Annotated in this window: 22 protein-coding genes, 1 pseudogene and 1 riboswitch; of the genes and pseudogenes, 11 read left to right on the top strand and 12 right to left on the bottom strand. The window is 71.0% G+C overall.

What is annotated here, in order from left to right:
• Window positions 1–55: 55 nt before the first annotated feature.
• Genes fadD11 through V8688_RS08160 form a run of 7 tightly spaced genes read right to left on the bottom strand, consistent with a single transcriptional unit; the run spans window position 56 to window position 8,663 of the window.
• Window positions 56–1,855 carry a fatty acid--CoA ligase FadD11 gene (gene fadD11, locus V8688_RS08190; protein ID WP_342800524.1) on the bottom strand — a complete coding sequence of 600 codons (1,800 nt, stop codon included), beginning with the start codon at window positions 1,853–1,855 and terminating at the stop codon, window positions 56–58.
• Window positions 1,856–1,871: 16 nt separating this feature from the next.
• Window positions 1,872–2,804 carry an alpha/beta hydrolase gene (locus V8688_RS08185; protein ID WP_218717944.1) on the bottom strand — a complete coding sequence of 311 codons (933 nt, stop codon included), beginning with the start codon at window positions 2,802–2,804 and terminating at the stop codon, window positions 1,872–1,874.
• Window positions 2,801–3,682, bottom strand: a complete 882-nt coding sequence (locus V8688_RS08180) for a short-chain dehydrogenase/reductase (protein ID WP_218717945.1) — start codon at window positions 3,680–3,682, stop codon at window positions 2,801–2,803. Before V8688_RS08180 ends, V8688_RS08185 begins: the two co-directional genes overlap by 4 nt.
• Entirely contained in the window at window positions 3,682–5,142 is a 1,461-nt protein-coding gene (locus tag V8688_RS08175) for an NAD(P)/FAD-dependent oxidoreductase (protein ID WP_316573794.1), read from the bottom strand. The genes V8688_RS08180 and V8688_RS08175 overlap by 1 nt, the downstream gene beginning before the upstream one ends.
• A 3-nt stretch (window positions 5,143–5,145) precedes the next feature.
• A complete protein-coding gene (locus tag V8688_RS08170; RefSeq protein WP_316573793.1) occupies window positions 5,146–6,666 on the bottom strand; it encodes an aldehyde dehydrogenase family protein in 1,521 nt (506 codons plus the stop codon).
• Between the two features lie 27 nt (window positions 6,667–6,693).
• Complete coding sequence (locus V8688_RS08165; protein ID WP_342800523.1) at window positions 6,694–7,752, bottom strand: PDR/VanB family oxidoreductase; 1,059 nt, start codon at window positions 7,750–7,752, stop codon at window positions 6,694–6,696.
• A gap of 17 nt (window positions 7,753–7,769) precedes the next feature.
• On the bottom strand, window positions 7,770–8,663 hold the full coding sequence (locus tag V8688_RS08160) for a metal-dependent hydrolase (RefSeq protein WP_342800522.1): 894 nt from the start codon (window positions 8,661–8,663) through the stop codon (window positions 7,770–7,772).
• Between the two features lie 97 nt (window positions 8,664–8,760).
• On the opposite strand from V8688_RS08160, the gene V8688_RS08155 reads away from it, so the two are divergent.
• Complete coding sequence (locus V8688_RS08155) at window positions 8,761–9,375, top strand: TetR/AcrR family transcriptional regulator (RefSeq protein ID WP_218717950.1); 615 nt, start codon at window positions 8,761–8,763, stop codon at window positions 9,373–9,375.
• A 39-nt stretch (window positions 9,376–9,414) separates the two neighbouring features.
• Here V8688_RS08155 and V8688_RS08150 read toward each other — a convergent pair whose 3' ends face one another.
• A complete protein-coding gene (locus tag V8688_RS08150) occupies window positions 9,415–9,876 on the bottom strand; it encodes a VOC family protein (RefSeq protein WP_218717951.1) in 462 nt (153 codons plus the stop codon).
• A gap of 93 nt (window positions 9,877–9,969) precedes the next feature.
• Here V8688_RS08150 and V8688_RS08145 point away from each other — a divergent pair, with 93 nt between their 5' ends.
• Genes V8688_RS08145 through V8688_RS08135 form a run of 3 tightly spaced genes read left to right on the top strand, consistent with a single transcriptional unit; the run spans window position 9,970 to window position 12,636 of the window.
• A complete protein-coding gene (locus V8688_RS08145) occupies window positions 9,970–10,944 on the top strand; it encodes a YafY family protein (protein WP_342800521.1) in 975 nt (324 codons plus the stop codon).
• Between the two features lie 34 nt (window positions 10,945–10,978).
• A complete protein-coding gene (locus V8688_RS08140; RefSeq protein ID WP_218717953.1) occupies window positions 10,979–11,866 on the top strand; it encodes an alpha/beta hydrolase in 888 nt (295 codons plus the stop codon).
• A 14-nt stretch (window positions 11,867–11,880) separates the two neighbouring features.
• Window positions 11,881–12,636, top strand: coding sequence for a MerR family transcriptional regulator (locus V8688_RS08135; protein WP_255587572.1), 756 nt, complete (start codon window positions 11,881–11,883; stop codon window positions 12,634–12,636).
• A gap of 22 nt (window positions 12,637–12,658) precedes the next feature.
• Here the strand turns inward: V8688_RS08135 and V8688_RS08130 are convergent, their stop codons facing one another.
• Window positions 12,659–13,168 carry a universal stress protein gene (locus V8688_RS08130; protein WP_342800520.1) on the bottom strand — a complete coding sequence of 170 codons (510 nt, stop codon included), beginning with the start codon at window positions 13,166–13,168 and terminating at the stop codon, window positions 12,659–12,661.
• Window positions 13,169–13,325: 157 nt separating this feature from the next.
• Here V8688_RS08130 and V8688_RS08125 point away from each other — a divergent pair, with 157 nt between their 5' ends.
• From V8688_RS08125 to V8688_RS08115, 3 genes are all read left to right on the top strand, one after another.
• Window positions 13,326–13,895 carry a TetR/AcrR family transcriptional regulator gene (locus V8688_RS08125; RefSeq protein WP_342800519.1) on the top strand — a complete coding sequence of 190 codons (570 nt, stop codon included), beginning with the start codon at window positions 13,326–13,328 and terminating at the stop codon, window positions 13,893–13,895.
• 72 nt (window positions 13,896–13,967) lie between these two features.
• Window positions 13,968–14,990: a medium chain dehydrogenase/reductase family protein gene (locus V8688_RS08120; protein ID WP_342800518.1), complete on the top strand. Its 1,023-nt coding sequence runs from the start codon at window positions 13,968–13,970 to the stop codon at window positions 14,988–14,990.
• 30 nt (window positions 14,991–15,020) lie between these two features.
• Entirely contained in the window at window positions 15,021–15,617 is a 597-nt protein-coding gene (locus tag V8688_RS08115; protein ID WP_342800517.1) for an ABC transporter permease, read from the top strand.
• Between the two features lie 51 nt (window positions 15,618–15,668).
• Here the strand turns inward: V8688_RS08115 and V8688_RS08110 are convergent, their stop codons facing one another.
• Window positions 15,669–16,469 (bottom strand): alpha/beta hydrolase, encoded by an 801-nt coding sequence (locus V8688_RS08110; protein ID WP_342800516.1) that lies wholly within the window; start codon window positions 16,467–16,469, stop codon window positions 15,669–15,671.
• Window positions 16,470–16,701: 232 nt separating this feature from the next.
• Between V8688_RS08110 and V8688_RS08105 the strand changes: the two genes are divergently transcribed.
• Window positions 16,702–16,899 carry a hypothetical protein gene (locus V8688_RS08105; RefSeq protein WP_218717959.1) on the top strand — a complete coding sequence of 66 codons (198 nt, stop codon included), beginning with the start codon at window positions 16,702–16,704 and terminating at the stop codon, window positions 16,897–16,899.
• 80 nt (window positions 16,900–16,979) lie between these two features.
• On the top strand, window positions 16,980–17,969 hold the full coding sequence (locus V8688_RS08100; protein WP_218717960.1) for a hypothetical protein: 990 nt from the start codon (window positions 16,980–16,982) through the stop codon (window positions 17,967–17,969).
• A 5-nt stretch (window positions 17,970–17,974) separates the two neighbouring features.
• On the opposite strand, the gene sulP is transcribed toward V8688_RS08100, so the two are convergent.
• Window positions 17,975–19,657 (bottom strand): sulfate permease, encoded by a 1,683-nt coding sequence (gene sulP / locus V8688_RS08095; protein ID WP_342800515.1) that lies wholly within the window; start codon window positions 19,655–19,657, stop codon window positions 17,975–17,977.
• 541 nt (window positions 19,658–20,198) lie between these two features.
• On the opposite strand from sulP, the gene V8688_RS08090 reads away from it, so the two are divergent.
• Entirely contained in the window at window positions 20,199–21,056 is an 858-nt protein-coding gene (locus V8688_RS08090; protein WP_342800514.1) for a universal stress protein, read from the top strand.
• A 13-nt stretch (window positions 21,057–21,069) separates the two neighbouring features.
• Here the strand turns inward: V8688_RS08090 and V8688_RS08085 are convergent, their stop codons facing one another.
• Entirely contained in the window at window positions 21,070–21,777 is a 708-nt protein-coding gene (locus V8688_RS08085) for a hypothetical protein (protein ID WP_342800513.1), read from the bottom strand.
• A gap of 153 nt (window positions 21,778–21,930) precedes the next feature.
• Window positions 21,931–22,112: riboswitch (M-box (ykoK) riboswitch) on the top strand.
• Between the two features lie 136 nt (window positions 22,113–22,248).
• Between V8688_RS08085 and V8688_RS08080 the strand changes: the two are divergent.
• Window positions 22,249–22,668, top strand: a pseudogene (locus V8688_RS08080) (MgtC/SapB family protein); the annotation flags it as partial.
• Between the last annotated feature and the right edge of the window lie 13 nt (window positions 22,669–22,681).

Raw genomic sequence — 22,681 nt, 5'->3', positions numbered from 1 at the left:
CCCCCGGGCCCCCGCGCGGGGGGGGCGGGGCGGGGGCGCCCCCCCCCACGACAGGTCAGGCCGGTTCCAGCACCTCGACGGGCGGGTTGTCGGCGTAGAGCTCGGCGATCTCGGCCGTGTATTTCTCGGCGATCACCTTCCGCTTGAGCTTCATGGTGAGTGTCACCTCGTCGCCACCGGCTTCCCAGAACACCGGCAGGATCCGGAAGCGCTTGACCTGTTCGACCCGCGACAGCGCGGCGTTGCCCGCCGCCACGCCCGCGGCGATCTGCGCGCGCACGGCGGGATTCGCGGCCAGTGCCGCGGCCGACGCGTCGGGCAGACCGTGCTGTGCCGCATAGGGTTCGGCGCTCTCGGCGTCGAGGACGATCAGCGCGGTGTTGTAGGGCCTGCCGTCGCCGATCGTGGCCATGGCACCGATCAACGGCGTCGCGGCCTTGATGGCGTGCTCGATCGTCGTCGGCGACATGTTCTTGCCGGAGGCGTTGATGATCAGTTCTTTCTTGCGGTCGACCACCCGCAGGTAGCCGTCGTCGTCGACGGTCACCACGTCACCGGTGCTCAGCCAGCCGTCGGCGTCGACGGCTTCGGCCGTCTTCTCCGGTTCGCCGCGGTAGCCCTTCATCACCAACGGCCCCTTGACGAGCAGTTCCCCGTCCTCGGCGATGCGCGATTCCATGCCGGCCAGCAGTCGCCCGACCGTGCCCAGCCGGGTCTCGCTCGGCGGGCTGACGCTGCAGATGCACGACAGTTCCGACATGCCCCAGATCTCGGAGATCGGCACCCCGAGCCCGGCGAAGAAGCCGAGCGTGCGCGGTGGGATCGGGGCGGCGCCGGACAGCGCGAAGCGCAGGCGATCGAAACCCAGCTTCGCCCGCAGCTTCGAGAGCACCAGTGCGTCGGCCTTGGCCCATTCGGCGGCGACGTCGTCGGGAACCGGCTGCCCGGCCAGCTGGTATTCGCTGCGCTCGGCCCCCACCGCCAGCGCCCACCGCATACCCTGCCTGCGTGTCTCGTCCGGCTCGTTCGCGACGACGAATTCGATCGCGGCCGCCAGCTTTTCCCACACCCGGGGCACCGCACCCCAGATGGTCGGCCGCAGATCCGCCAGCGCGGCCGCGATCAGCTTCGGGTCCGACACCGTGGTGACCTGGGTGCCGAACACCTCCTGGAGGTAGAGCGCGGTGAGCCGGTCGGCGATGTGGGCGCTCGGCATGAACGAGGTGATCGAATCGCCGAACTCGAACCCGAGCACATCGCCGAGACCGTAGGCCTGGAACATCAGGTTCGCGTGCGTCGTCTCGACGCCCTTCGGGTTGCCGGTGGTGCCCGAGGTGTAGATCAGCGTCGCCACATCGGCGGGCTCGACCGCCCGCCAGGACGCGTCGAAGTCGAAATCCACAGCGCCACCGGCGATCATCTCGGCCACCGGCACCGTGCCCTCGACCGGCTCGTCGAGACAGACGAGGTGATCGAGCGGCACGCCGCTCGCGCGCAGCCGCGAGACGTACTGCGGCTCGCAGATCACCACGCGCGCGCCCGCGTTGCCGAGGACGTGCGCGAGCTGCTCGGCGGAGAGGGTGTTGTAGACCGAGAACGAGGTCGCGCCCACGTGCTGGGCGCCGACTTCGAGCGGATAGAACTCGACGCGATTGCTCATCATCAGCGCGACGGTGTCGCCGCGGCCGACGCCGAGCGCCGCCAGGCCCGCCGCGGCGGCGCGCACGCCGTCGGCGTATTCACGCCAGGTCAGCGTGTGGGTATTCCCCGGAGTGCGCAACGCGACGGCGTCGGGATCGATGGTGGCGTTGTATTGAAAGGCGGCACAGAGGGTTTCGAAACGTGGTGTCGACATGGAGGTCTTCCGTGGTTCAGACCGCGGTGGCGGTGTCGGGAGCGAGCAGGGAGGTGATGAAGCGGCCCGCGGCGCCGAAGGCGAAACGGGCCTCGGGCGCCAGTGCGGGCATGACCTGGAAGACGTGCATCTGATCGGGCCAGACCTGGAGTTCGCACACCCCGCCGACCTGCCGCAGGCGCTCGGCCAGTTCGATGGCGTCGGCGGCGAAGTACTCCGCCCCACCGGTCTGGATCAGGGTGGGCGGCAGCGTCATGCCCCGCTCCGGCCGCAGTTCGAGATGCTCGCTGGTGAAGTGGGCGAGCGCTTTCGCCGACAGCGTGTACGAGATCACCCCGTCCCGGCTGCGCACACCGGTGCGGGCGATCCGCAGGCCGAGGTCGGCCATCGGCGAGAACAGCACCAGCCCGGCCGGTCCGCGACGTCGCAGGCGGGCGTTGGCGAGGGCGAGATCGGCGGCCAGGAATCCCCCGGCCGAGTCGCCGGCGAGCACGATCCGGTCCGGGGCGAACCCGCGCCGCAGCAGCCACCGATACGCCCGCGCCACATCGAGCTGGGCGCACGGGCTCGGATGCTCCGGCGCCAGGCGATAGTCGACGACGAAGACCCGGGCGCGACTCGTGGTCGACAGGCGCGACGCCACACCGCGATACGCCGCCACCGAGCCCGCGACGAAACCGCCGCCGTGCACGTACAGGATCACCGCGTCGGTGCGGTCGGCCTTCGGCCCGGTGACCAGCTCCCCGCGGACCGGGCCGTCGTCGACGCGCTCCACCGAGGTGCCCGCCAGGCTCGGCCCGACCACCCGCATCGCGGCATCGATCGCCAGCCGGGCCACCGGCAGGGTGGCGGTGTTGACCGGCAGCGCGGCGGCCAACGGCTTGACCGTGCGTTCGGCCAGCAGCCGAGCGGCCCTGGTGCGCAACGATCCCCGCCCCGACGCGGTCATCGGCCGCTCCGCCGCTCGACCCGGTCGAGCAGGTCCTTGACCTTGCCGCTGCCCGCGAGCTGCGCGTCGAGCACCACATTGACCGCGCCGCGCAGCAGCGCGTACGGCTCCCACCCGCTGGGGGCGATGGTCCGGGCCGCGCGGCGGGCGATGCCGTCGGCGATCACGGTGGCCGCGTGTGTCGCGGTGATGCGGACGTTCAGCGGCCACGGCAGCATCTCGTCCAGTTCCCGGCCGAGGTCGTCGCGGTCGAGCATGGCGTGGGTCATCTCGGTCTCGACGACACCGAAGTAGGCGATGCCCGCGCTGGCGCCCGCCGCGGCGAGTTCCACCCGCAGCGCGCGCCCGAACTGCTCGACCGCGGCCTTGCTCATCATGTACGGCGACCCGGCCATGCCCGGCGCGAACGACGCGCACGACGAGACGACGACCACGTGCCCCCGCGCCGCGACGATGTGGTCGAGGGCGGGATGGACCGTGTTGAAACAGCCGTCGAGGTTGATCGCCATCACCCGGTCGAAATCGGCCGGGTCCATCGTGCGCACGGTGGCGGGCGCAGGCGTCACCCCGGCGTTGGCGACGACGACGTCGAGATGGCCGAAGGTGTCCACCGCGAGCCGGGTCGCGGCCACCATCGCCGCGCGGTCACTGACATCGGCCGTGATCGCCAGGGCCCGAGGCCCCAGCTCGCCCGCGGTCACCTCGGCGCCGATCTCATCGATGTCGACCACGACCACGAAGGCACCGCGGGCAGAGAGGATCCTGGCCAGTTCGAGGCCGATTCCCTGCCCGGCGCCCGTGATCAGCACCGTCTTGTCGCGCACGTCGTAGGACCGGCGCGTGAGCAGGCTCAGCGGATGGAGCGCGGTGATGTCCATCAGGCACTCACTTCGTAGGACTCGGCATCGAAAGCGCTGGTCCGCCTGCGGTATTCGAAGCTCCAGTTCGGATAGAGCCCGGCGTTCTGCCCGTCCGGGGTGGTGTAGTAGCTGTCGCAGCCGCCGGTGAGCCACACCGTATCGGCGCTGCGCCGATGCATCTCCTCGACGAACGCGTCCTGGACCTGCTGCCGGACCTCGACCCGGTGTGCTCCCTTGTCGCGCAGGGTCTTCACCGCGTCGACGATGTAGGCGATCTGGGACTCGATCATGAAGATCGCCGACTGGTTGCCCGCCGCGCCGAACGGACCCAGGGTGAGGAACAGGTTGGGGAACCCGGCGACGGCGGTGCCCAGATAGGTCCGCCGGTGCTTGCGCATGACCTCGCCCACGGATACGCCGTCGCCGCCGACGATCCGGTCGTAGGACGAAGGCGCGGGCTCGAATCCGGTGCCGTAGATGATCGTGTCGACCGGGATCTCGACTCCGGCGCGGGTGAGGATGGAGTGCGGGCGCACCTCGGCGATGCCGTCGGTCACCACCTCGACATTGTCCTTGTCGAGGGCGGGCAGGTAGGCGTCGGCGAAGATCGCGCGTTTGCAGCCGATCATGTAGTCCGGCGTCAGCTTCTCGCGCAGTTCCGGATCCCGCACCTGGCGACGCAGCTGCCAGCGGCCGAGCAGCTCATAGGGGTGCCGGAAGCGCTTGTCGACGAAGCCGACCAGCCCGAAGCCCTCGATCGCGGTGTACCAGGCGCCGCGAATAACCTTGCCCGCCAGTGGAATCCGGCGCAGGGCGAAGCGCTCCACCGCCAGCGTCGGCCGGTCCATCCGGGGCACGATCCAGGGCGCGGAACGCTGGAAGACGGTGAGCGCGGCCACCTTCGGCTGGATCTCGGGCACGAACTGCACCGCCGAGGCGCCGGTGCCGATCACCGCGACTCGCTCACCGGTGAGATCGTGGTCGTGATCCCAGTGCAGGGAATGGAACGTCGCGCCCGCGAAGGTTTCCACCCCCGGCAGCGTCGGGTACTTGGCTTCGGCGAAGACCCCGGTGGCCGAGATCAGGTAGTCGGTGGTCAGTGCGCCCTGCGAGGTCTCCAGACGCCACAGTGAGCGGGCCTCGTCCCAGCGAGCCTCGAGCAGCTCGGTGTTCAACCGGATATCCCGGACGACATCGAATCTCGTCGCCACCGACCGGATGTAGGCCAGGATCTCCGACTGCTTGCCGTAGGTCCGCGACCAATCGGGATTGGGCGCGAACGAATAGCTGTAGAGCTGCGAGGGCACATCACACGCGCACCCCGGATAGGTGTTGGCCTGCCAGGTTCCGCCCAGATCCGCGGCGCGTTCGAGGACGACGAGGTCGTCGAAGCCGGCCTCGCGCAGCTTGATCGCGAGGCCGATGCCGCCGAATCCGGCACCGATCACGACGATGTGACGGTGTTCGGTTGGTGCCATGGTTTACCGATTCCTTCCGTGCAGCGCAGTGACCAGGCGATCGACGATCGCGTCGGTGGTCTCGCCGCGGGTGAATGTGGTCAGGGCCAACGGCAGGGCGAAACGCTGCCGGGTGGTGGCCTTGGCGTAGGTGAACTCCTTGAGTCCGTCCTCGCCGTGCACGCGACCGAAGCCGGAGTCGCCGACGCCGCCCAGCGGCAGGCGCGCGATGGTGGCATGGGCGACATAGGCGTTGATGGAGGTGCCGCCCGCGCGGATCCGGTCGGCGATGCGCCTGCCGTTGCGGCGCGAGAAGACCGTGCTGCCGAGGCCGTAGGGGCCGGCGTTCACGCGCTCGATCGCCTCGTCCATATCCCGCACCCGCGCGACCGTCAGCGTCGGGCCGAAGGTCTCCTCGGTGACGGCGACCGCGTCCTCGGGGACATCGACCAGGATGGTGGGCTGCACGAACTGCCCGTCGATCGCGTCGGCACCACCCAGCAGGGCGCGTGCCCCGCGAGCCAGCGCGTCCTCGATGTGGTGACGGATGATCGCGATCTGCTTGCCCATCGTGATCGGCCCGATCTTCGCCGCACCCGTGCCCGCGCGCAGCTTCCGCGCGTGGGCGAGGAGCTTCGGGAGGAACTCGTCGTAGACGTCGGTGTGGACGTACACGCGCTCCACGCCGAGGCAGGTCTGGCCCGCGTTGGACATGCCGCCCCACACCGCGGCGTCTGCGGCCGCGTCCAGGTCGGCGTCGGCATCGACGATCAGCGCGTCCTTGCCACCGAGTTCCATCAGCACCGGCGTCAGGGTCTCCGCGCAGGCGGCCATCACCCGCTTGCCGGTGGCGGTGGATCCGGTGAAGCCGATCTTGCCGACCCCGGACCGGCACAGGGCCGCACCGGTGTCCCCCAGGCCCGTGATCACCTGGAACACCGGCTGTTCCGGCACGACGGCCGCGAACCGGCCGGCGAGCCAGTGCCCGACGCCCGGGGTGTACTCACTGGGCTTGAACACCACCGCGTTGCCCGCCGCGAGCGCGAACGACACCGAACCCAGCGGGGTGAACACCGGGTAGTTCCACGGGCCGATCACCCCGACCACCCCGAACGGGCGGTACTCGAGCGTGCATTCCTGATTCACGGCGAGCAGGCCGGGCCGCACCGCGCGCGGGCCGAGCACCCGCCGCGCGTTGCCCGCCGCCCACGCCAGGTGCTCGAGCGCCATCGCGATCTCGAGCCGGGCGTCCGCGAGCGGTTTGCCCATCTCCTGGTGGATGAGCTGGGCGAGTTCGGCTCGCCCCCGGGTGATCTCGCCCCGCCAGGCATCCAGTCGGCGGGCTCGCTCGGCGAAGCCGATCCGCGACCACCAGTCCGCGGCCCGGCGGGCGTCGGCGACCGTGGCCGCGACCTCGGCCGGGGTGCGGATCGGATAGCTGCCGACGACGGCGCCGGTCGCGGGTGAGATGACGTCGAAGGTCGCATCATCGCGCGCGGGTTCGGCGGGCGTGGGTGTTGCCGACGGGAGTGTTGTTCGCCCCATGGACGACCTTTCTCGTTCGTGCCCTGCTCAGAGATCGAGGACCAGGGATTCGCCTGCCGCGCGGGAAACGCAGGTCAGCATGTGATCGCCGCGCTCGGCGTCGAGGAGTTTGCGGTCGCGGTGGTCGACCTCGCCGGCCAGGACCGCGACCTTGCAGGTGCCGCAGAACCCCTGCCTGCACGAATACAGCGCGTCCGGCCGCACCCGGGTGATGGCCGCCAGCGCGGTCTCGTCGGCGCCGACCCGGACCGTGCTGCCCGACCGGGCCAGCGTCACCTCGAATTCCCTGCCGTCGATCACCGGCGGCGCGGAGAAACGCTCGGTGTGCAGCGATCCCGTCGGGTTGACGGTGAAGGCGTGCCGGTGCGCGGCGTCGAGGACGGGCGGCGGACCGCAGACATAGATCGCCGCGCCGGGGGTGGCCCGGCCGATCAACGCGCCCACATCCGGGGTGCCGAACTCGTCGTCGGGACGGATGTCGACCCGGCCGCCGAGGGCGGCCAGTTCGTCGAGGAACGGCATGGTCGCCCGCGAGCGGCCCAGATAGACCAGCTGCCAGCGCGCCCGCGCGCGAGCCGCCGCCCGGACCATGGGCAGGATCGGGGTGATGCCGATGCCCGCCGCGACGAACAGATACGACGGCGCGGCGATGAAGTCGAACGCGTTGCGCGGACCACGAATTCGCAGCGTGTCGCCCACCGCCAAGCGGTCGTGCACCTCGATCGAGCCGCCCTCGCCGTCGGCGATGCGGCGCACCGCGATCCGGTAGTGGCGGCGATCGTCGGGGTCACCGCACAGGGAGTACTGACGCTGGGCTCCCGAGGGCAGCACGATGTCGAGGTGCGAGCCGGGCCGCCACGGCGGCAGCGGTGCGCCGGTCGGCGAGGTCAGCGTCAGGCTGCGGACATCGACCGCTACCGACTCGATCCCGGCGACGGTCACCGCGATCTCGAAGTCGTCGTGCCGCACCGGATTAGGTCGCGAGATCAGCGAGGCCGCGCGGCCCGCGACGAACAGCTGCCGGTAGCCGTCGGCGACGGCGCCGATCGCCCGCAGGGCGACCGGCGGGGTGTACCGCTCCGCCATCGGAGTCACCGTGGCCGTCACCGCGCGGCCGCGCGGGCGGCGGGCGAATGCGCGAGGTAGCGCAGCGCGCGATCCATCGGCCCCAGCTGGGAGGGATGGAAGCCCGGCCGCAGGTAGCGCGGGATCTCGCTGAGGAACAGGCCGAAATTCGGCACGATGCCGCGCGCGGTCGCCCGGGCCAGCTGCACCGGCCAGAACGGACCCTTGTGCGGCGCGGGGTCCTTGGCGTAGAGGTAGGCCGAGGAGACCAGGAAGGTGGCCAGCAGCGACACACTCGCCGCCACCGCCGTGCGCGCCTTGCGCACGTAGCCGCCGTCGACATACATGTACGCGTCGTAGACCACGCTGCGGTGTTCGACTTCCTCGGCGCCGTGCCAGCGGATCAGATCGAGCATGGTCGGATCCATGCCGAGGTCTTCGAAGGTGTCGTTCTCCAGCAGCCATTCACCGATGACGGCGGTGTAGTGCTCCATCCCGGCGAACAGCGCGAGCCGTTCCTTGAGCCATTCCTCCTTCGCCCGGCCGGTGAGGCCGTGGTCGCCGAGGATGCGATCGACGAACCAGGCGAAGGTCCGCACCATCGAGTCGACGTCGAGGCCAAGGGCCTGAAGGTGATCGCGCGCGCCGGCGTGGCTGCTGGCGTGCATCGTCTCCTGACCGACGAAGCCCTGCACCTCCTCGCGCAGCCGCTGGTCGTCGATGTAGGGCAGCGCCTCGGCCAGCGCTCGAGCCATCGCCCGTTCGCCTTCCGGCAGCACCAGGTGCATGACATTGATGACGTGGGTCGCGAAGACCTCGCCCGGGATGTAGTGCATCGGCACATCACCGAAGTCGAAGTGCACGTCGCGTGCGTGGATCGCGTGCGCTTCCTCGCGGTGATGACGCCTCGTTGCGTCAGCGGAGTGAGCCATGCCTCAACCGTACGATGCAACACAAATGATTGCAATGTTGCAGCAACAAATTGTGTGGATATGTTGCATCGGGCGCCGAGTTGCTACCGTGGTCGACATGACCGCGGCGTCCCCCACCTCGACGAACACCCCGGAAACCGACGATTCCGCCGCGGCGCGCATCCTCGACGCGGCGCTGGTCCAGTTCGAACAGGTGGGCGTCAAGAAGACGACGATCGAGGACATCGCCCGCCAGGCCGGGGTCGACCGGGCGACCGTCTATCGCCGGGTCGGCTCCCGCGACGACGTGGTCACCGCGGTGTTCGCGCGGGAGGTCGCGCGCGTGCTGGCCGATCTGCGGAGCCTGCCGAGCAGGCACGACAACCTCGACGACCTCGTCGCCGACATCCTCGTGACCGTCATCGGCCGGTGGCGCGAGCACCCGCTCGTGCAGCGGCTGCTGGTCCTGGAACCGGACCGGGTGATGCCGCACCTCACCACCGACAGCGCGTCGACCTTCACGATGTCGATCCTGACGACCGAATCGATGCTCCGGGACGCGATCGCCGCCGGGCTGCTGGCCGAGACGCCGGACCTGCTGGCCCGCGCCGAGGTGCTGTGCCGCGTGGTGCACTCGATGATCCTGGCGCCGACCGGCCTGCTCCCGCTGCGCACCGACGACGAACTCGACGCGTTCGCGCGGACCTATCTGGTACCGATCATCAGTCGCTGACCCGCCGCCGGGCCGCGTCGGCCCGGCACACGGCTCCCGTCAGTCGAGGCAGAATTCATTGCCTTCGGGGTCGGCCATCACGATGAATCCCGCGCTCATCGGCGGCTCGGGCTCGAAGCGGCGCAGGCGGGTCGCGCCCAGCGCGACGAGCCGTTCGCACTCGGCTTCCAGGGCAGCCATCCGCTCGTCGCCCTGCAGCCCCGGCGCCGCGCGCACGTCGAGGTGGACGCGGTTCTTGGCGACCTTGCCCTCGGGCACCCGCTGGAAGAACACTCGCGGGCCGTGTCCGTCCGGGTCCTCGATCGCCGAGCGGGTGTTGCGCTGATCCTCCGGCACGCCGATCCGGGCGAGGAAGTCGTCCCAGGCCGCCAGCGGATCCGCGCCCTCGGGCAGCTCGACACCGGGCGGGCCGGGGTGCACATAGCCGAGGACCTCGCGCCAGAAGGTCGACAGCGCCTTCGGGTCGGCGGCGTCGAAGGTGATCTGGAGATGGCGGCTCATCGGGTTGCTCCCTTTCGTTCGGCTGATTCGCTTCGCCTACTCTGACAGCAATAGCGGACAGATCAGGTCCGCTATTGCTGACAGGCTGACGAGATGACGACCGCGGACCACGAACGAGGGCAGACCGAACGGGTACTCACCCTGCTCGGACTGCTTCAGCAACGGCAGGTATGGACCGGCCCCGAGCTGGCCGAACGGCTCGGAATCACCCCGCGCACGGTGCGGCGCGACATCGAGCGGCTGCGCGCGCTCGGTTATCCGGTGCGGGCCGGACACGGGGTCGGCGGCGGGTACCAGCTCGGTCCCGGCCAGGACCTGCCGCCGCTGCTGCTCGACGACCAGGAGGCGATCGCCACCGCCGTCTCCCTGCTGGTCGGCGCGGGCGGGGCGGTCACCGGCGACGGTGCGTTGCGCGCGCTGACCAAGCTCGACCGGGTGCTGCCGACCCGGCTGCGGCACGAGGTGCGCGCGCTGACCGGGTCGGTGGAGTCGTTCGGCACCGGGCACACGCCGGTGGATCCCGACGTGCTGATCACCCTGGCCAGGGCCTGTCGCGACGAGGTCGAGGCGGCGTTCGACTATCCGTCCGCCGGGGCGACGCGGCGCAGGCGGGTCGAACCCTATCGCCTGGTCGCCTCGGATCGGCGCTGGTATCTGTTCGCCTACGACCTCGACCGGGCCGACTGGCGCAGCTTTCGCGTCGACCGGATGGCCGAGGTCGCCGCGCGCACCTGGCGGTTCCGCCCCCGCGCGGCGCCGGACGCGGCGACCTACGTGCAGGAGGGCGTGGCGAGCCGGGTCTACGCCGAGCAGGCGCGCTTTCTCGTCCACGCCACCGCCGACACCGTCCGGGCCCAGCTCCCCGGCTCCACCGCCGTGGTCCGCGAGCGCGACCGGGATTCGTGCGAAATCCTCAGTGGTGCTGCCGATCTCGACATCTTGCTGATGCGGATCCTGCTGCTCGGCCACGACTTCGAGGTGCTGGAACCCCCGGATCTGGCGGCGCGCTGTCACACACTGGCGGACCGGCTGCGCGCGGCGGGCACCCCGATCCCGGAGCGGGGTTGACCTTGACCCTGCGTCAGGGTTGGAGAGTGGGCGCATGACGAACTTCCGCACCTCCCCGCAGCACCGCGTCCCGCCGGTCGGCGCGTTCCAGGAGATCGACGGCCGCCGCCTCTTCGTGCTCCGCTCGGGCAGCGGCGGGCCCGCGGTCGTGTTCCTGCCGGGAGCGAGTGCCGTCGGCCTGGACTACTTCGGTGTCCAGCAACAGGTTTCGCGGTTCACCACCGCCGTCGTGTACGACCGCGGCGGCACCGGCTACAGCGACGCGCTGCCGCTCCCGCGCACGGCGGGCGCGGTCGCCACGGAACTGCGGGAGCTGTTGCGCGCCCAGGGCATTCCCGGCCCGTATGTGCTCGCCGCCCACTCCCTCGGCGGGTTCTACGCGCATCGGTTCGCACAGTTGCACCCGGGCGAGGTGGCGGGGCTGGTCTGGCTCGATGCCCTCCACCGCGACTGGGACCAGTACGTGCCCAGCGGCGCGCGCCTGGCCGCGACCGAGCGACTCGGTCCCGATCTCGCCCAGCTCGCCGAGCTGCGCCCGGCCATGCGCGCCATGCGCGCCGAACTGCTCACGGACTATCCGGCCGAGATCCGGGACGCGCTGCTCGACGCCAAGGGCAGCGACGCGTGGCTGCGCACCGGCATGACCGAACGCCGCACCCTGGTTCCGCTCGCCGCCGAATTGCGGGACGGGCCCGGCCTTCCGGACGTGCCGGTGATCGCCCTGACCGTGGTTCCCGGCGACCCGGCCGAGCGGGAACTCGAGGACGCCAAGACGCGGATGGACGCGGCGCTGGTCGGCGCGGTCGCGCACGGCGAGCAACGCCTGCTCACCGACACGTTCCACCATCGGCTCTGCTTCGATCGCCCGGACGCCGTGGTCCAGGCGATCCGGGACGTCGTCGACCGGGCGGCGCGCCCCTAGACTCGGCGCCGACGATGTTCGACGACCCGAGGGGAACGGTGCTCACGATCGGCCAGCTCGCGACGACGGCCGGGGTGACCGTGCGCGCCGTGCGCCACTACCACCACGTCGGCCTGCTGCCCGAGCCCGACCGCGATGCCTCCGGGTATCGCCGCTACAGCGCACAGGCGGCGGTGGATCTCATCCGGATCAGGACCCTGGCCGATGCCGGGGTGCCGCTGGCCCGCATCGACGTGCTGCTGCACGCCCAGCCGACCGAGTTCGCCGCCGCCGTCACCGCCATCGACGCCGAGCTCCAGCGCAAGATCGATCAGCTCACCGACTACCGCCGCCGGATCGCCGCGCTCGACAGCGGCGAGAGTCTGGTCCTGCCCGCCGAGGTGGTGACCCTGCTGAACCGGATGCGCGCACTCGGCATCAGCGAACGGCGGGTGCGGCTCGAACGCGACTCCTGGATCCTGTTGCAGGCCATCGACCCCCGCGTCCTCCCCCAGCGCGTGCGCGAGAAGAACACCGACCTCGACGACCCGGAGACGACGCGGATGTTGCTGGCCTGCGACCGATCCGTCGACTGGGACCCCCGCGATCCGCGCCTGGACCAGCTCATCGACGACCTGGACGCCTGGGAGATCGCCCACGCCGGTGACACCGCCCGCCCGGCGAACCACCTCATCACCACCCACATCGCCGGCGCCTCCCCGGCCTGGCGGCGCATCGTCGAAACCCTCGCCGACCGCGCCGAGCGACGCCGAGGCACCCGCGACGGCTGAGCCACCCGGCCGGAGTCCGACTTCAGTCGCCGGGTCCCGCCGGGACCAGCAGCACCGGGCGGTGCGCGTGGTGGACGAGGTGGGCCGAGACCGACTCCCCGAGCAGGCGTTCGAGGAGGGATCGCAGGCCGGGCCGGGGTGCGCCGATCACGATCATCGACGCGTCGTAGGTCTCGGCGAGGGCGTCCAGCACGCGCGCGGGATTGCCGCGGCGCGCGTAATAGGTCCAGTTGCCGGGCCATTCGGCGAGCCGGGCGCAGGCGGCGGCACGTTCGCGGTCGACCATGGCGGCGACCGTGTCCTCCCACTCCGCCGCGTCGGGGTCGTCGGGCAGATCGTCGGCGTCGATGACGTGGACGACGTGCAGATGGGCGTCGAGCCGGGTGGCCAGGCCGATCGCGACGCCCAGCGCGACCTCGCCGGCCCGGTGCCGGTCGTAGCCGACCACCAGATGCGTGGAAGCCACCGAGGCGCCCGGTGGACCGTCGACGCGCAGCACTTCGCCACGATTCCCCGCTCGCCGTTCGGTCATCGGTCCTCCAGAGATATCCGGTCGGGCCCGCCTGGGCGGGCACCCGTTACCCCGTACTCCCATCATGCGCCCTGCGGTCGACGACCGAAGCAGGCGACGGACGTCGTCACCACGTAGGGATTGACGCCCCGAAAAGAGTGAGTGTACAGTCACTCACATGAGCAAGAGCGGAGCCACCCTCTCCAAGTCGGACGTGCGGCGCGATGCCGTGGTCGATGCCGCGATCGTCGACTTCGCCAGGACCGGGTATCACGGCACGCCGATCAGCACGGTGGCCGCGACGGCTCAGATCTCGCCCGCGTATGTCTTCAAGCTGTTCCCCGGCAAGGTCGCCCTGTTCGTCGCGGCGCTCGAGCGGTGCTTCGACCGGATCGTAGCGGCCATGTCCGGCGGTGCGGCGAGGTCCACCGGCGAGAGTCCCGAACAGATCCTCTACGACATGGGCGGCGCCTACGCCGAGCTCATCGGCGACAAGAGCCTGCTGATGCTGCAGGTCCACGCCCAATCCGTGGCGGACGTGCCGGAGATCGGCGCGGCACTGCGCGACGGATTGGCCCGGGTGACCGAGCTCGCCAAGCAGCGCTCGGGCGCGGCCGACGAATACGTCCAGCGCTTCATCGCCTTCGGCCAGCTCTGCCATCTGATCACCACCCTCGGGCTCGACGGCGACAACAGCGCCTGGGCGCAGATCGTCACCGCGGGCATCCGCCACCCCAAACCCCACTGAACCCCGATGCCCCTCGCGGGGCATTTTTTCGACCCAACGAGTGATTGACCAGTCACACACTAGGAGTATCGCATGTCCATCACCGCCACCGAGATCGTCCTGCCCGGCCGCGTCGAACCCGAGGGCCTGCTGATCACCCAGCGCGAACTGCCCGCGCCGTCCGCCGGGCAGGCCCTTGTCCGGGTCGAGGCCAGCGGAGTGTCCTTCGCCGAACAGCAGATGCGGCGCGGCAAGTACTACGACCAGCCGCCTTTCCCGTTCGTGCCGGGCTACGACCTGGTCGGGACCGTCACCGCGGTCGGGACCGACGTCGACCCGGCGCTGATCGGCACGCGGGTCGCCGCGCTCACCAAGATCGGCGGCTGGGCCAGTCACACCGTGCTCGACGCGGCCGACCTGGTGCCGGTGCCCGCCGCGCTCGATGCCGCCGAGGCGGAGACCTTCGTCGTCAACGGAATCACCGCCTGGCAGATGCTCTTCCGGACCGCCCGCGTCCGCGCGGGACAGACGATCCTGGTGCACGGCGCCAACGGCGGGGTCGGTTCGACGCTGGTGCAGTTGGCCCGCGCCAGCGGAATTCAGGTCATCGGGACGGCCTCGGCCCGCCACGCCGAGGCCGTGCGCGCGCTCGGCGCGACCTGGGTGGACTACCGCGGCGACGTGGCGCGGCAGGTTCGGGCGCTCGCCCCCGGCGGGGTGGACGCGGTCTTCGACCATATCGGCGGCCCTGGGATCGCCGATTCGTTCGCGCTGCTCGCGCCGCACGGCACGCTGGTCTCCTACGGCACCGCGGCCACCAAGAACGACGAGGGCGATTCCCGGCTGCCCGTGCTGAAGCTGTTCGCGCGACTGATGCTGTGGAACGTGTTGCCCAACAAGCGCAATGCGCACTTCTTCAATCTGTGGGCGGGCAAGCGCCGCCAGGCCGCCTTCCGCGCCCGCGTCACCGAGGACCTGGGCCAGGTCTTCGCACTCGCCGCCCGTGGCGACCTGCGCGCCCAAGTCGCCGCGCGCATCCCGCTCACCGAGGCCGCCCGTGCCATGACGCTCGCCGAGTCCCGCACGGTCGTCGGCAAAGTCGTCGTCGTCGCCTGATCCGTTCCGCCCACACCCAGGAGATCCGTGATGTCCCAGCTCATCTCGCCAACCGCCCCCCGACCGTCCACCCTGCGTGTCCTGCTCGACAACCGGCCGTCCTACCTGAGTTTCGGGCTGGCCTGGTTGCTCGGTCACGGCGCCTACGCCCTGTCCCACGGCGCCGATCCGTTGGTACGGCTGCCCGCGGCGGTGCCGAGCGCGCTGCTGATCGCGGGGCTGCTGATCGCGATGGTGATCACCAGCGTCGTCACCATGCGGGCCCAGCGCGGCGTCACCGGGGCCGACGCGGTCGTCGGCCATCTGCTCGCGGCGTCGTGGCTGGTCGGGTTCGGCGCGCTGTTCTTCGTCATCACCGCGCTGAGTTCGGCACTGGCCCAGGACGATCTGAAGATGCTGCTGTGGCCCACCGGTTCGGGCCTGATCGTCGGCCTGCTCTATCTCGCCGGCGGCGCCGCCTACCGCGACGTCCTGCAATACGCGCTCGGCGCCTGGCTGGCCCTCACCTCCACGGCCGCCCTCCTCCTCGACGGCGCGAGCCCGTACTGGGTGCTGGCCGTCGCGGGCGGCGGCAGCTACCTGCTCGCCGCGGCGATCGAACCCCGGCGGCGGGCCATGGCGGCCTGACGCCACTCCCCCGAGTGCCCGCCCGGCCACGCCGCGCGGGCAGTCGGCGGGTCAGCTCCCGGCGGCCCGCTCGATGACCTCGGCCACAGCCTGCGGCTGCGCGACGAGAGAGGCGTGCGAGGCGGGGATCTCGCTCGTGGTGGCGCCGATCCGGCCCGCCATGAAGCGCTGGGACGCGGGCGGGATGACCCGGTCCTGGCCGGAGACCAGATACCAGCTCGGCAGGTGCTGCCAGGCGGCGGGACCCGACAGCTCCAGGTTGGCGGCGACGGCGATCGAGCGCTGGTGGGCGATCATCTCGGCGGCGGTCGCGTCGTCGACGTCCTGGGCGAACACCTCGTGGAACGAGGCCGGATCGACGTAGCCGTCGAGGTTCTTGCCCGCGACGCCCTGGCTGTCGTCGACCAGCTCGAGTTGCAGGACCGGGGGCAGCAGCCTGCTGCCGGGGAAGCGGATCGGGTCGAGCAGGAGCTGGGTCGGCTCGCCCGGCACCGGGGCGAAGGCCGCGATGTAGACCAGGGCGGTGACATCGGGATCGTCGACATTGGTGATCACCGCACCCCCGTAGGAGTGGCCGACCAGCACGATCGGCCCGTCGATCCCGGCGATGGCGCGCTCGACGGCCGCGGCGTCGTTGGCCGGTCCGCGCAGCGGATTGTCCGGCACGACCACGCGATAGCCGTCGGCACGCAGGGCGGCGGCGACACCGTCCCAGCTGGTGGTGTCGGCGAACGCGCCGTGCACCAGCACCACGGTCGGGTTCTCGGCGGCCAGGGCGGGCGCGGCGGTGAGCACGCAGGCGCTCAGCCCGGCGGCCAGTGCGACGGCTGTAGTCGGTCGGATTCTGCTCATGATCGGTCTACCTCTCCCGGCGATCTCGGATTCAGTTGACGTGCGGCGCGGATCCCGGCGACGTGGCGACATCGGCGATCGCCCGCCGCCCAGTATCGTCGTGCCCCGGCGGGCCCCGCGCACCGGACCACCTCCACGGTCGCCCGCGGGACCAGGTACCGCTCCGGCAACATCTGGCAAACGATCCGCGCGATCCATTGACCCCCGATCGACCCACACTGACCATGGACTCATGGCCACCGACGAAGCCCAGCAGATCGACGAAGTCGTCATCCGACTCACGCAGCGATATCCCAGCATCGCCCCCGAATACATCGCCGACACCGTCCACACGGCCTACGACCGATTCGCCGACGTGCACGTCCGCGACTTCGTTCCGCTGCTGGTCGAGCGCCGCGCCACCCGCAGCCTGTCCGCCCCACCGGCCTGAGCCGATGAGTGACTTCGGTCCCCGCCGAAAGGGCGCAACGACCGTATCGGCCGCGTGCATCGCGAATCAGGCTCGATGACATGACCGAGCAGCCGGTGCTCCCGATCCCCGACCATCCCACGGTGCGCGCGGCGATCCGGCTCGGATGCCGGGCACCGTCGGTGCACAACACCCAGCCGTGGCGTTGGATCTTCGACGGCACCACCCTGGAGCTGTGCCGCGACACCACCCGCGGGCTGACGGCCGCGGACCCGACCGGACGCCAGGCGGTGATCAGCTGCGGGGCGGTGCTGCACCATGTGCGGACCGCGTTCGCCGCGGCCCACTGGCACACCGACGTCACCCGGCTGCCCGAGCCGGATCGCCCGGATCTGTTGGCCCGCGTCCGGTTCCAGCCGTGGCCCGATCCACCGATCGGCGAACTGCGCCGCGCGGAGGCGATCGACCGCCGCTACACCGACCGGCTGCCGATGGCGGCACCGATCGGCTTGTCCTCGGTCATGTCCACCATCGGGGCACTCGTCGCGCCGCACGATCTGGATGTGGATCTGCTGCCGGAGGACTCGCGCCCCCGGATGACCACCGCGTCCGAGCAGGCGAGCGCACTACGCCAGTACGACAGGCAATACCAGGCCGAACTCCGCTGGTGGGCTGGACATTCCGACCAACCCGACGGCGTGCCGCCCACGGCGCTGCCCTCGGAATCCGAGTTGGCCCGGGTGGGCGTCGCGCGCGCGTTCCCGGCACCGGGGCGCTCAGCGCGTCGCGGAGATCTCGACGACGATCACGCCCGCCTGGCCGTGCTGACCACCGGCGCGGAGTCCCCGCTGGACTGGCTGCGCGCGGGTGAGGCGCTCTCGGCGGTGCTGCTCGAGTGCACCGCGTCGGGCCTGTCGACCTGCGCGCTGACCCATATCACCGAACTCGCCGCGAACCGGCGCCTGCTGGCCGGTCTGGCCGGGCGGCCCGGTGTCCCGCAGGTCGTCGTCCGGATCGGCATCGCCCCCGTCGACGTGCGCCGTCCGCCCACGCCGCGTCGACCGCTGGCCGAGGTACTCACCGAGAAATGACACCGCTACGTGGCCTTCCGGAAGGCCTCGATCGCGGTCGGCAGGGTGGGAAACAGGCGATCGGTGCCGACGCGCTCGGTGAGACCGGCCGCGTCCAAGTCGTCGCGCAGATCCTGTTTGACCCGGGCCATCGCGAAAACCACACCGCGCGCGGCCAGTTCGTCGCGAACCTGCTCCACGGCGTCGAGGGCGGTGAGGTCGACCTCGACATTGGCTTCGGCGTTGAGCACGAACCAGCGCACGGGTTCACCGCTGCGCTCGGCCCACCAGTCGACGGCAGCCAGCGCGCGCTTGCGGAAGTCCTCGGCGTTGGCGAAGCACAGGGGCGCGTCGTAGCGGTACACCACCAGTCCGGCAAGGGGTTTCGCCTCGGGATAGTCGTCCACGTCGTGCATGCCCTCGAGGCCGGGGACGAAACCGAGGATGGCGTCGTGCCCGCGCGCGATCCGGCGCAGCAGGTCGAACACCGACAACGCGATCGCGACGAGCACGCCATAGAGAACACCGAATACCAGCACCGCGACGACGGTGCCGAGCGCGAGAAGGAGTTCGCTGCGCCGGAACCGGGCGATCCGGCGGAACTCCCGCACATCGATCAGCCGCAGCGCCGCGTAGACGACCAGCGCGCCCAGCGCCGCCATCGGGAACTCGGCCAGCACCCCGGTCGCGCCGAACAGCACGATCAGCACCGCGGCGAGGGTCACCAGGGCATAGAGCTGGCTGCGGGCGCCCATCAGGTCGGCGATGGTGGTGCGGCTACCGCTGCAGCTCACCGGGAATCCGTGGGTGAACGCGGCCGCCACATTCGTCGCGCCGAGGGCGGCGAGCTCGGTATTGGCCTGGATCCGCTCGCCGTGCCGGGCGGCGAAGGCCCGTGCGGTCAGCGCGTTATCGGAGAAACCGACGACCGCGATGCCCGCGGCGGGGAGCACCAGGGCCGCCATATCGGCGAACCCGAGGGCGGGCAGACCCGGCGTCGGCAGGCCTGCGGGCACCTCCCCCACCACCTCGATGCCGAAGTCCTGCAACGAGAACACCGCCACCGCCACCGTCGCGGCCAGCACCGCCAGCAGCGGCCCCGGCGCCCGCGGCGCCCACTTCGCCAGGATCAGCAGGGCGACCAGGACGGTGCCTGCCAGCAGAGCGGTCGCCGGATGCCACGCGGCGATACCGGCCGCGAACGAATGCACCTGCTCGATCACCGAGGTGCCGTCCACCGGCACGCCGGTGACCCGCCCCAGCTGCCCGGCGATCATCAGCCCGGCGGTGCCCGCCAGGTAGCCGACCAGCACCGGACGCGACAGCAGATCGGCCAGCACCCCGAGCCGGGCCACCGCGCCCACCAGGCACAACGCCCCGACCAGCAGGGCGAGTAGCGCGGCCAGCGCGGCATAGCGCGACGGGTCGCCCGCGGCCAGCGGCGCCAGCGCGACCGCGGTCAGCAGCGCCGTCGTCGACTCGGGGCCGACGGAGAGCTGCCGCGAGGTCGCCAGCAGCACGTACACCGCCAGCGGTGCGATCGTGGCCCACAGCCCGACCACGGGCGGCAGCCCGGCGACGGTCGCGTAGGCCATCACCTGCGGGATCAGGTACGCGGCAACGGTCACACCCGCGACCACGTCCGACCGCAGCCAGGCGCGCTGATAGTTCCGGAACTGCCGCAATCCGGGCAGTGCGTGCTCCAACACAGTGCCGATATTGTGCGCCGTCGCGCGCGTGGGCGGCGGAGACGTCACCGGATCGGGACGCGATCTCCGATGCCCCCGACCACGAGCCGGACTCCGTCTCGATCGCGGACCTCGGGCCCGTGCTCACCCTGCCGCTGCGCGCGAACGGACCGGTCACCGGCGTCCTGACCACCGTGCTGCCGACCGCGACCGAATCGCGCGCGGGCTGGGGTACCGCGGTGAGCAACGTCGTGCGGCACGCGAAGGCGAGCACGGTCGCGGTGGAACTCGTGGTGTGCGACGAGGTAACGATCGATGTCTCCGACGACGGCATCGGCATTGCCCCCCCAGGTGATCCCGCGCAGCGGACCGGCCGATCTGGCCGCCATGGCCGCGGCCGCGGGCGGTGCCTCCGCCGCGATCGCACAGCCCGAGGGCGGCACCCTCCTACGCTGGTCGGCGCCGCTGGGCCGAAGGGACCGAAGTCCCTGGCGCTCAGGTCCTGCGGCCCTGTTCCGGCGCGAAGCCCGGAACGCAGGGTGAACGGGACAGAGAGGCCGTCATGTCCCTTTCCGAACACTCTTGCCGCCCGGTCGTCGTCGGTGTCGATGGTTCGGCACAGTCGCTGTTCGCGGTGCGCTGGGCCGCGGCGTACGCCGCCCACCATCGAGCGCCGCTGGTGATCGGCTACGCCGTCGAGGTCCCGATCGAGTACGGGCCCGGCCTCAGCGGTCCGCTCTTCGACGGTGCGGCGCTCTACGCTCACGGCGAATCCGTGGTCGCGGAGGCGGCGGCGCTCGTCGCCGCCGATCAGCTCGTCGTGAACACCTTCGTCGAGGTCGGTGACGCGCGCGCGGTGCTGCGGGACCGCAGCGAGCGGGCCCGGCTGGTGGTGGTCGGCAGCCGGGGACTCGGCGCCCTGCGGCGCACCCTGCTCGGCTCGGTCAGCACCGCCATCGCCCGGCACGCGTCCTGCCCGGTGGCCGTGGTGCCGGAAGCGCCGGTCGCCGACGGCGCGGTGGTGGTGGGCGTGGCCGGTTCCGGCGCCGACGCGGACGCGATCACGCAGGGCTTCGACGAGGCGAGCCGACGCGATGTCCGGGTGATCGCGGTGCACGCATGGTCGGAGTTCTTCCGCTACGACTCGCGGGCGACGATGCGCGCCGAGGCCGAGGCCGAGCTCTCGGCGAGCCTGGCGGGCTATCGCGAGAAGTACCCCGACGTGCGCGTCGAGCGCATCGTCGTCGAAGACCGCCCGGCCAGAGCCGTCCTCACCGCCGCCGCGGGCGCCCAGCTGGTCGTCGTCGGCAGCCACGGCCGCGGTGGTGCCGCCCGCACCACCCTCGGCTCGGTCGCCCAGGCCGTCCTCCACGGCACCACCCGACCCCTCCTCATCACCCGCCCGGAGTCCCTGCGCTGACAGCGTCCCTTCCTCACCGTGACTCGGTCTGCGGGCGTGGTGTCCCGCCCGGCACGCCGGCCTCCCTGGCGAGGTCGGCGAGGAAGGATTTCCAGGTGAACAACGCGACACCCGCCGAGCAGGCCGTGTCGCGGGCGTCGGGGCCGAACCCCCGGGTCGCGGGGTTGCTCGACGCGATGGAGTCGAGGGCGAGCGTGCGGTGTTCGGCCACGAGGCCGCTCACCTCCTCGGCGGACAGTTCGGGTTCCTTCGTGATCACGACCCGCCTGGTCCGGGCATCCGCGGCTCGGAGCACGATCTCGTACGCCCGCTTCGCGATCCGGCCGAAACTCTCCACGCCCGTATGGCCGGCGAACCCGTTCTCGACGAAGACACGTTCCTTCGTCCGCGCGCTCGCCACATCCTCGTGACGCAGCGCGAACAGCAGGTCGCCGAGAGATCCGATCCCGATGCCGAGCATGTCGGCACGGTGGTAGGTCTGGTGCGCGATCGGACTCGACCGCGTTCCCACCACGAAGTCGACTTCCGGGACCTGCGTACAGATCGCATCCAGATCCCCGGCGGTGAAATCGGCGGGCGAGCGCTCCAGGCACAACACGGTGGCGGGCGAGAGACCGTGTGTCCGCTCGACGACCAGCACCTGCTCGCCCCGCAGGTGCACCTTGTAGGTGGCTTCCCTGGACTCCTCCACCTTCTCGGCAATCCACTCGCGTGTGCCCATCTCACCCCTCGAAAATCGTCTGAACCCGGCGAGGAAAGCGACGGCTGCCCGCATTGATTGTAGATTGCGAAACATATTGGTAATCAACGTAACTCGGGAAATACACAAACTGGGTTGCGGGAATCGGTAGCCGGGGGTTTACTGGTGGGCGCAAGGTGCCGTCGTTCGCTGAGGCTCCTTCACGGATACAGGCCAGCGACCCCGAACGTCGAGAGACGCCCCGGGTCAGGACAGGTTTCCCCGGCTTAAGGGGTTGCCCCGATTGGCTCCCGGCACCGAGTGGTGCGCGGGTTCACGCCGTGGAGTGCCGAAGGTCTTACGAGGAAGTGGCAGCGGCCGGGAGGTCGCGTGAGGAGGTGGTTGTCGTGTCCGACGGAAGTCATAGAGCTGTGCTGTCCCTCGTTCACACGGTGATCGCCGCCGCGTCCGCGCGCTGAGCGACACCGCCGCACGCCGGAAGGTGTGGTCGTCATGTCGACTCTGGAAATGCTGCTCCGCCTCGGCGCGGGGATCGGTCTCGGTGCGCTGATCGGGATCGAGCGTCAGTATCGTGCCCGGATGGCCGGGCTGCGGACCAATGCGCTCGTCGCCGCCGGGTCCGCGTTGTTCGTTCTCCTGTCCGCCAACGGTTTTCACGGCGCCGATGCCGATCCGACGCGGGTGGCGGCGCAGATCGTCTCCGGCATCGGGTTTCTCGGGGCCGGGGTGATCCTGCGCGACGGCGTCAATATCCGCGGCCTGAACACCGCGGCCACGCTGTGGTGCGCGGCGGCGGTGGGCGCGCTCGCCGGCGCGGGCATGTACGCCACCGCGGCGGCGGGCACGGTCGCCGTCGTCGTCACCAACGTGGCGCTACGGGCGGCGGGACGCGCGGTGGACCGGCAGCCGGAGCCCGAAACGGCCG

The organism is Nocardia sp. No.11, from assembly GCF_038752175.1.
In the GTDB taxonomy this organism is placed as follows: domain Bacteria; phylum Actinomycetota; class Actinomycetes; order Mycobacteriales; family Mycobacteriaceae; genus Nocardia; species Nocardia canadensis.
Note: the sequence above shows the minus strand (reverse complement) of the source record. Positions and strands in the feature narration are given on the sequence as shown.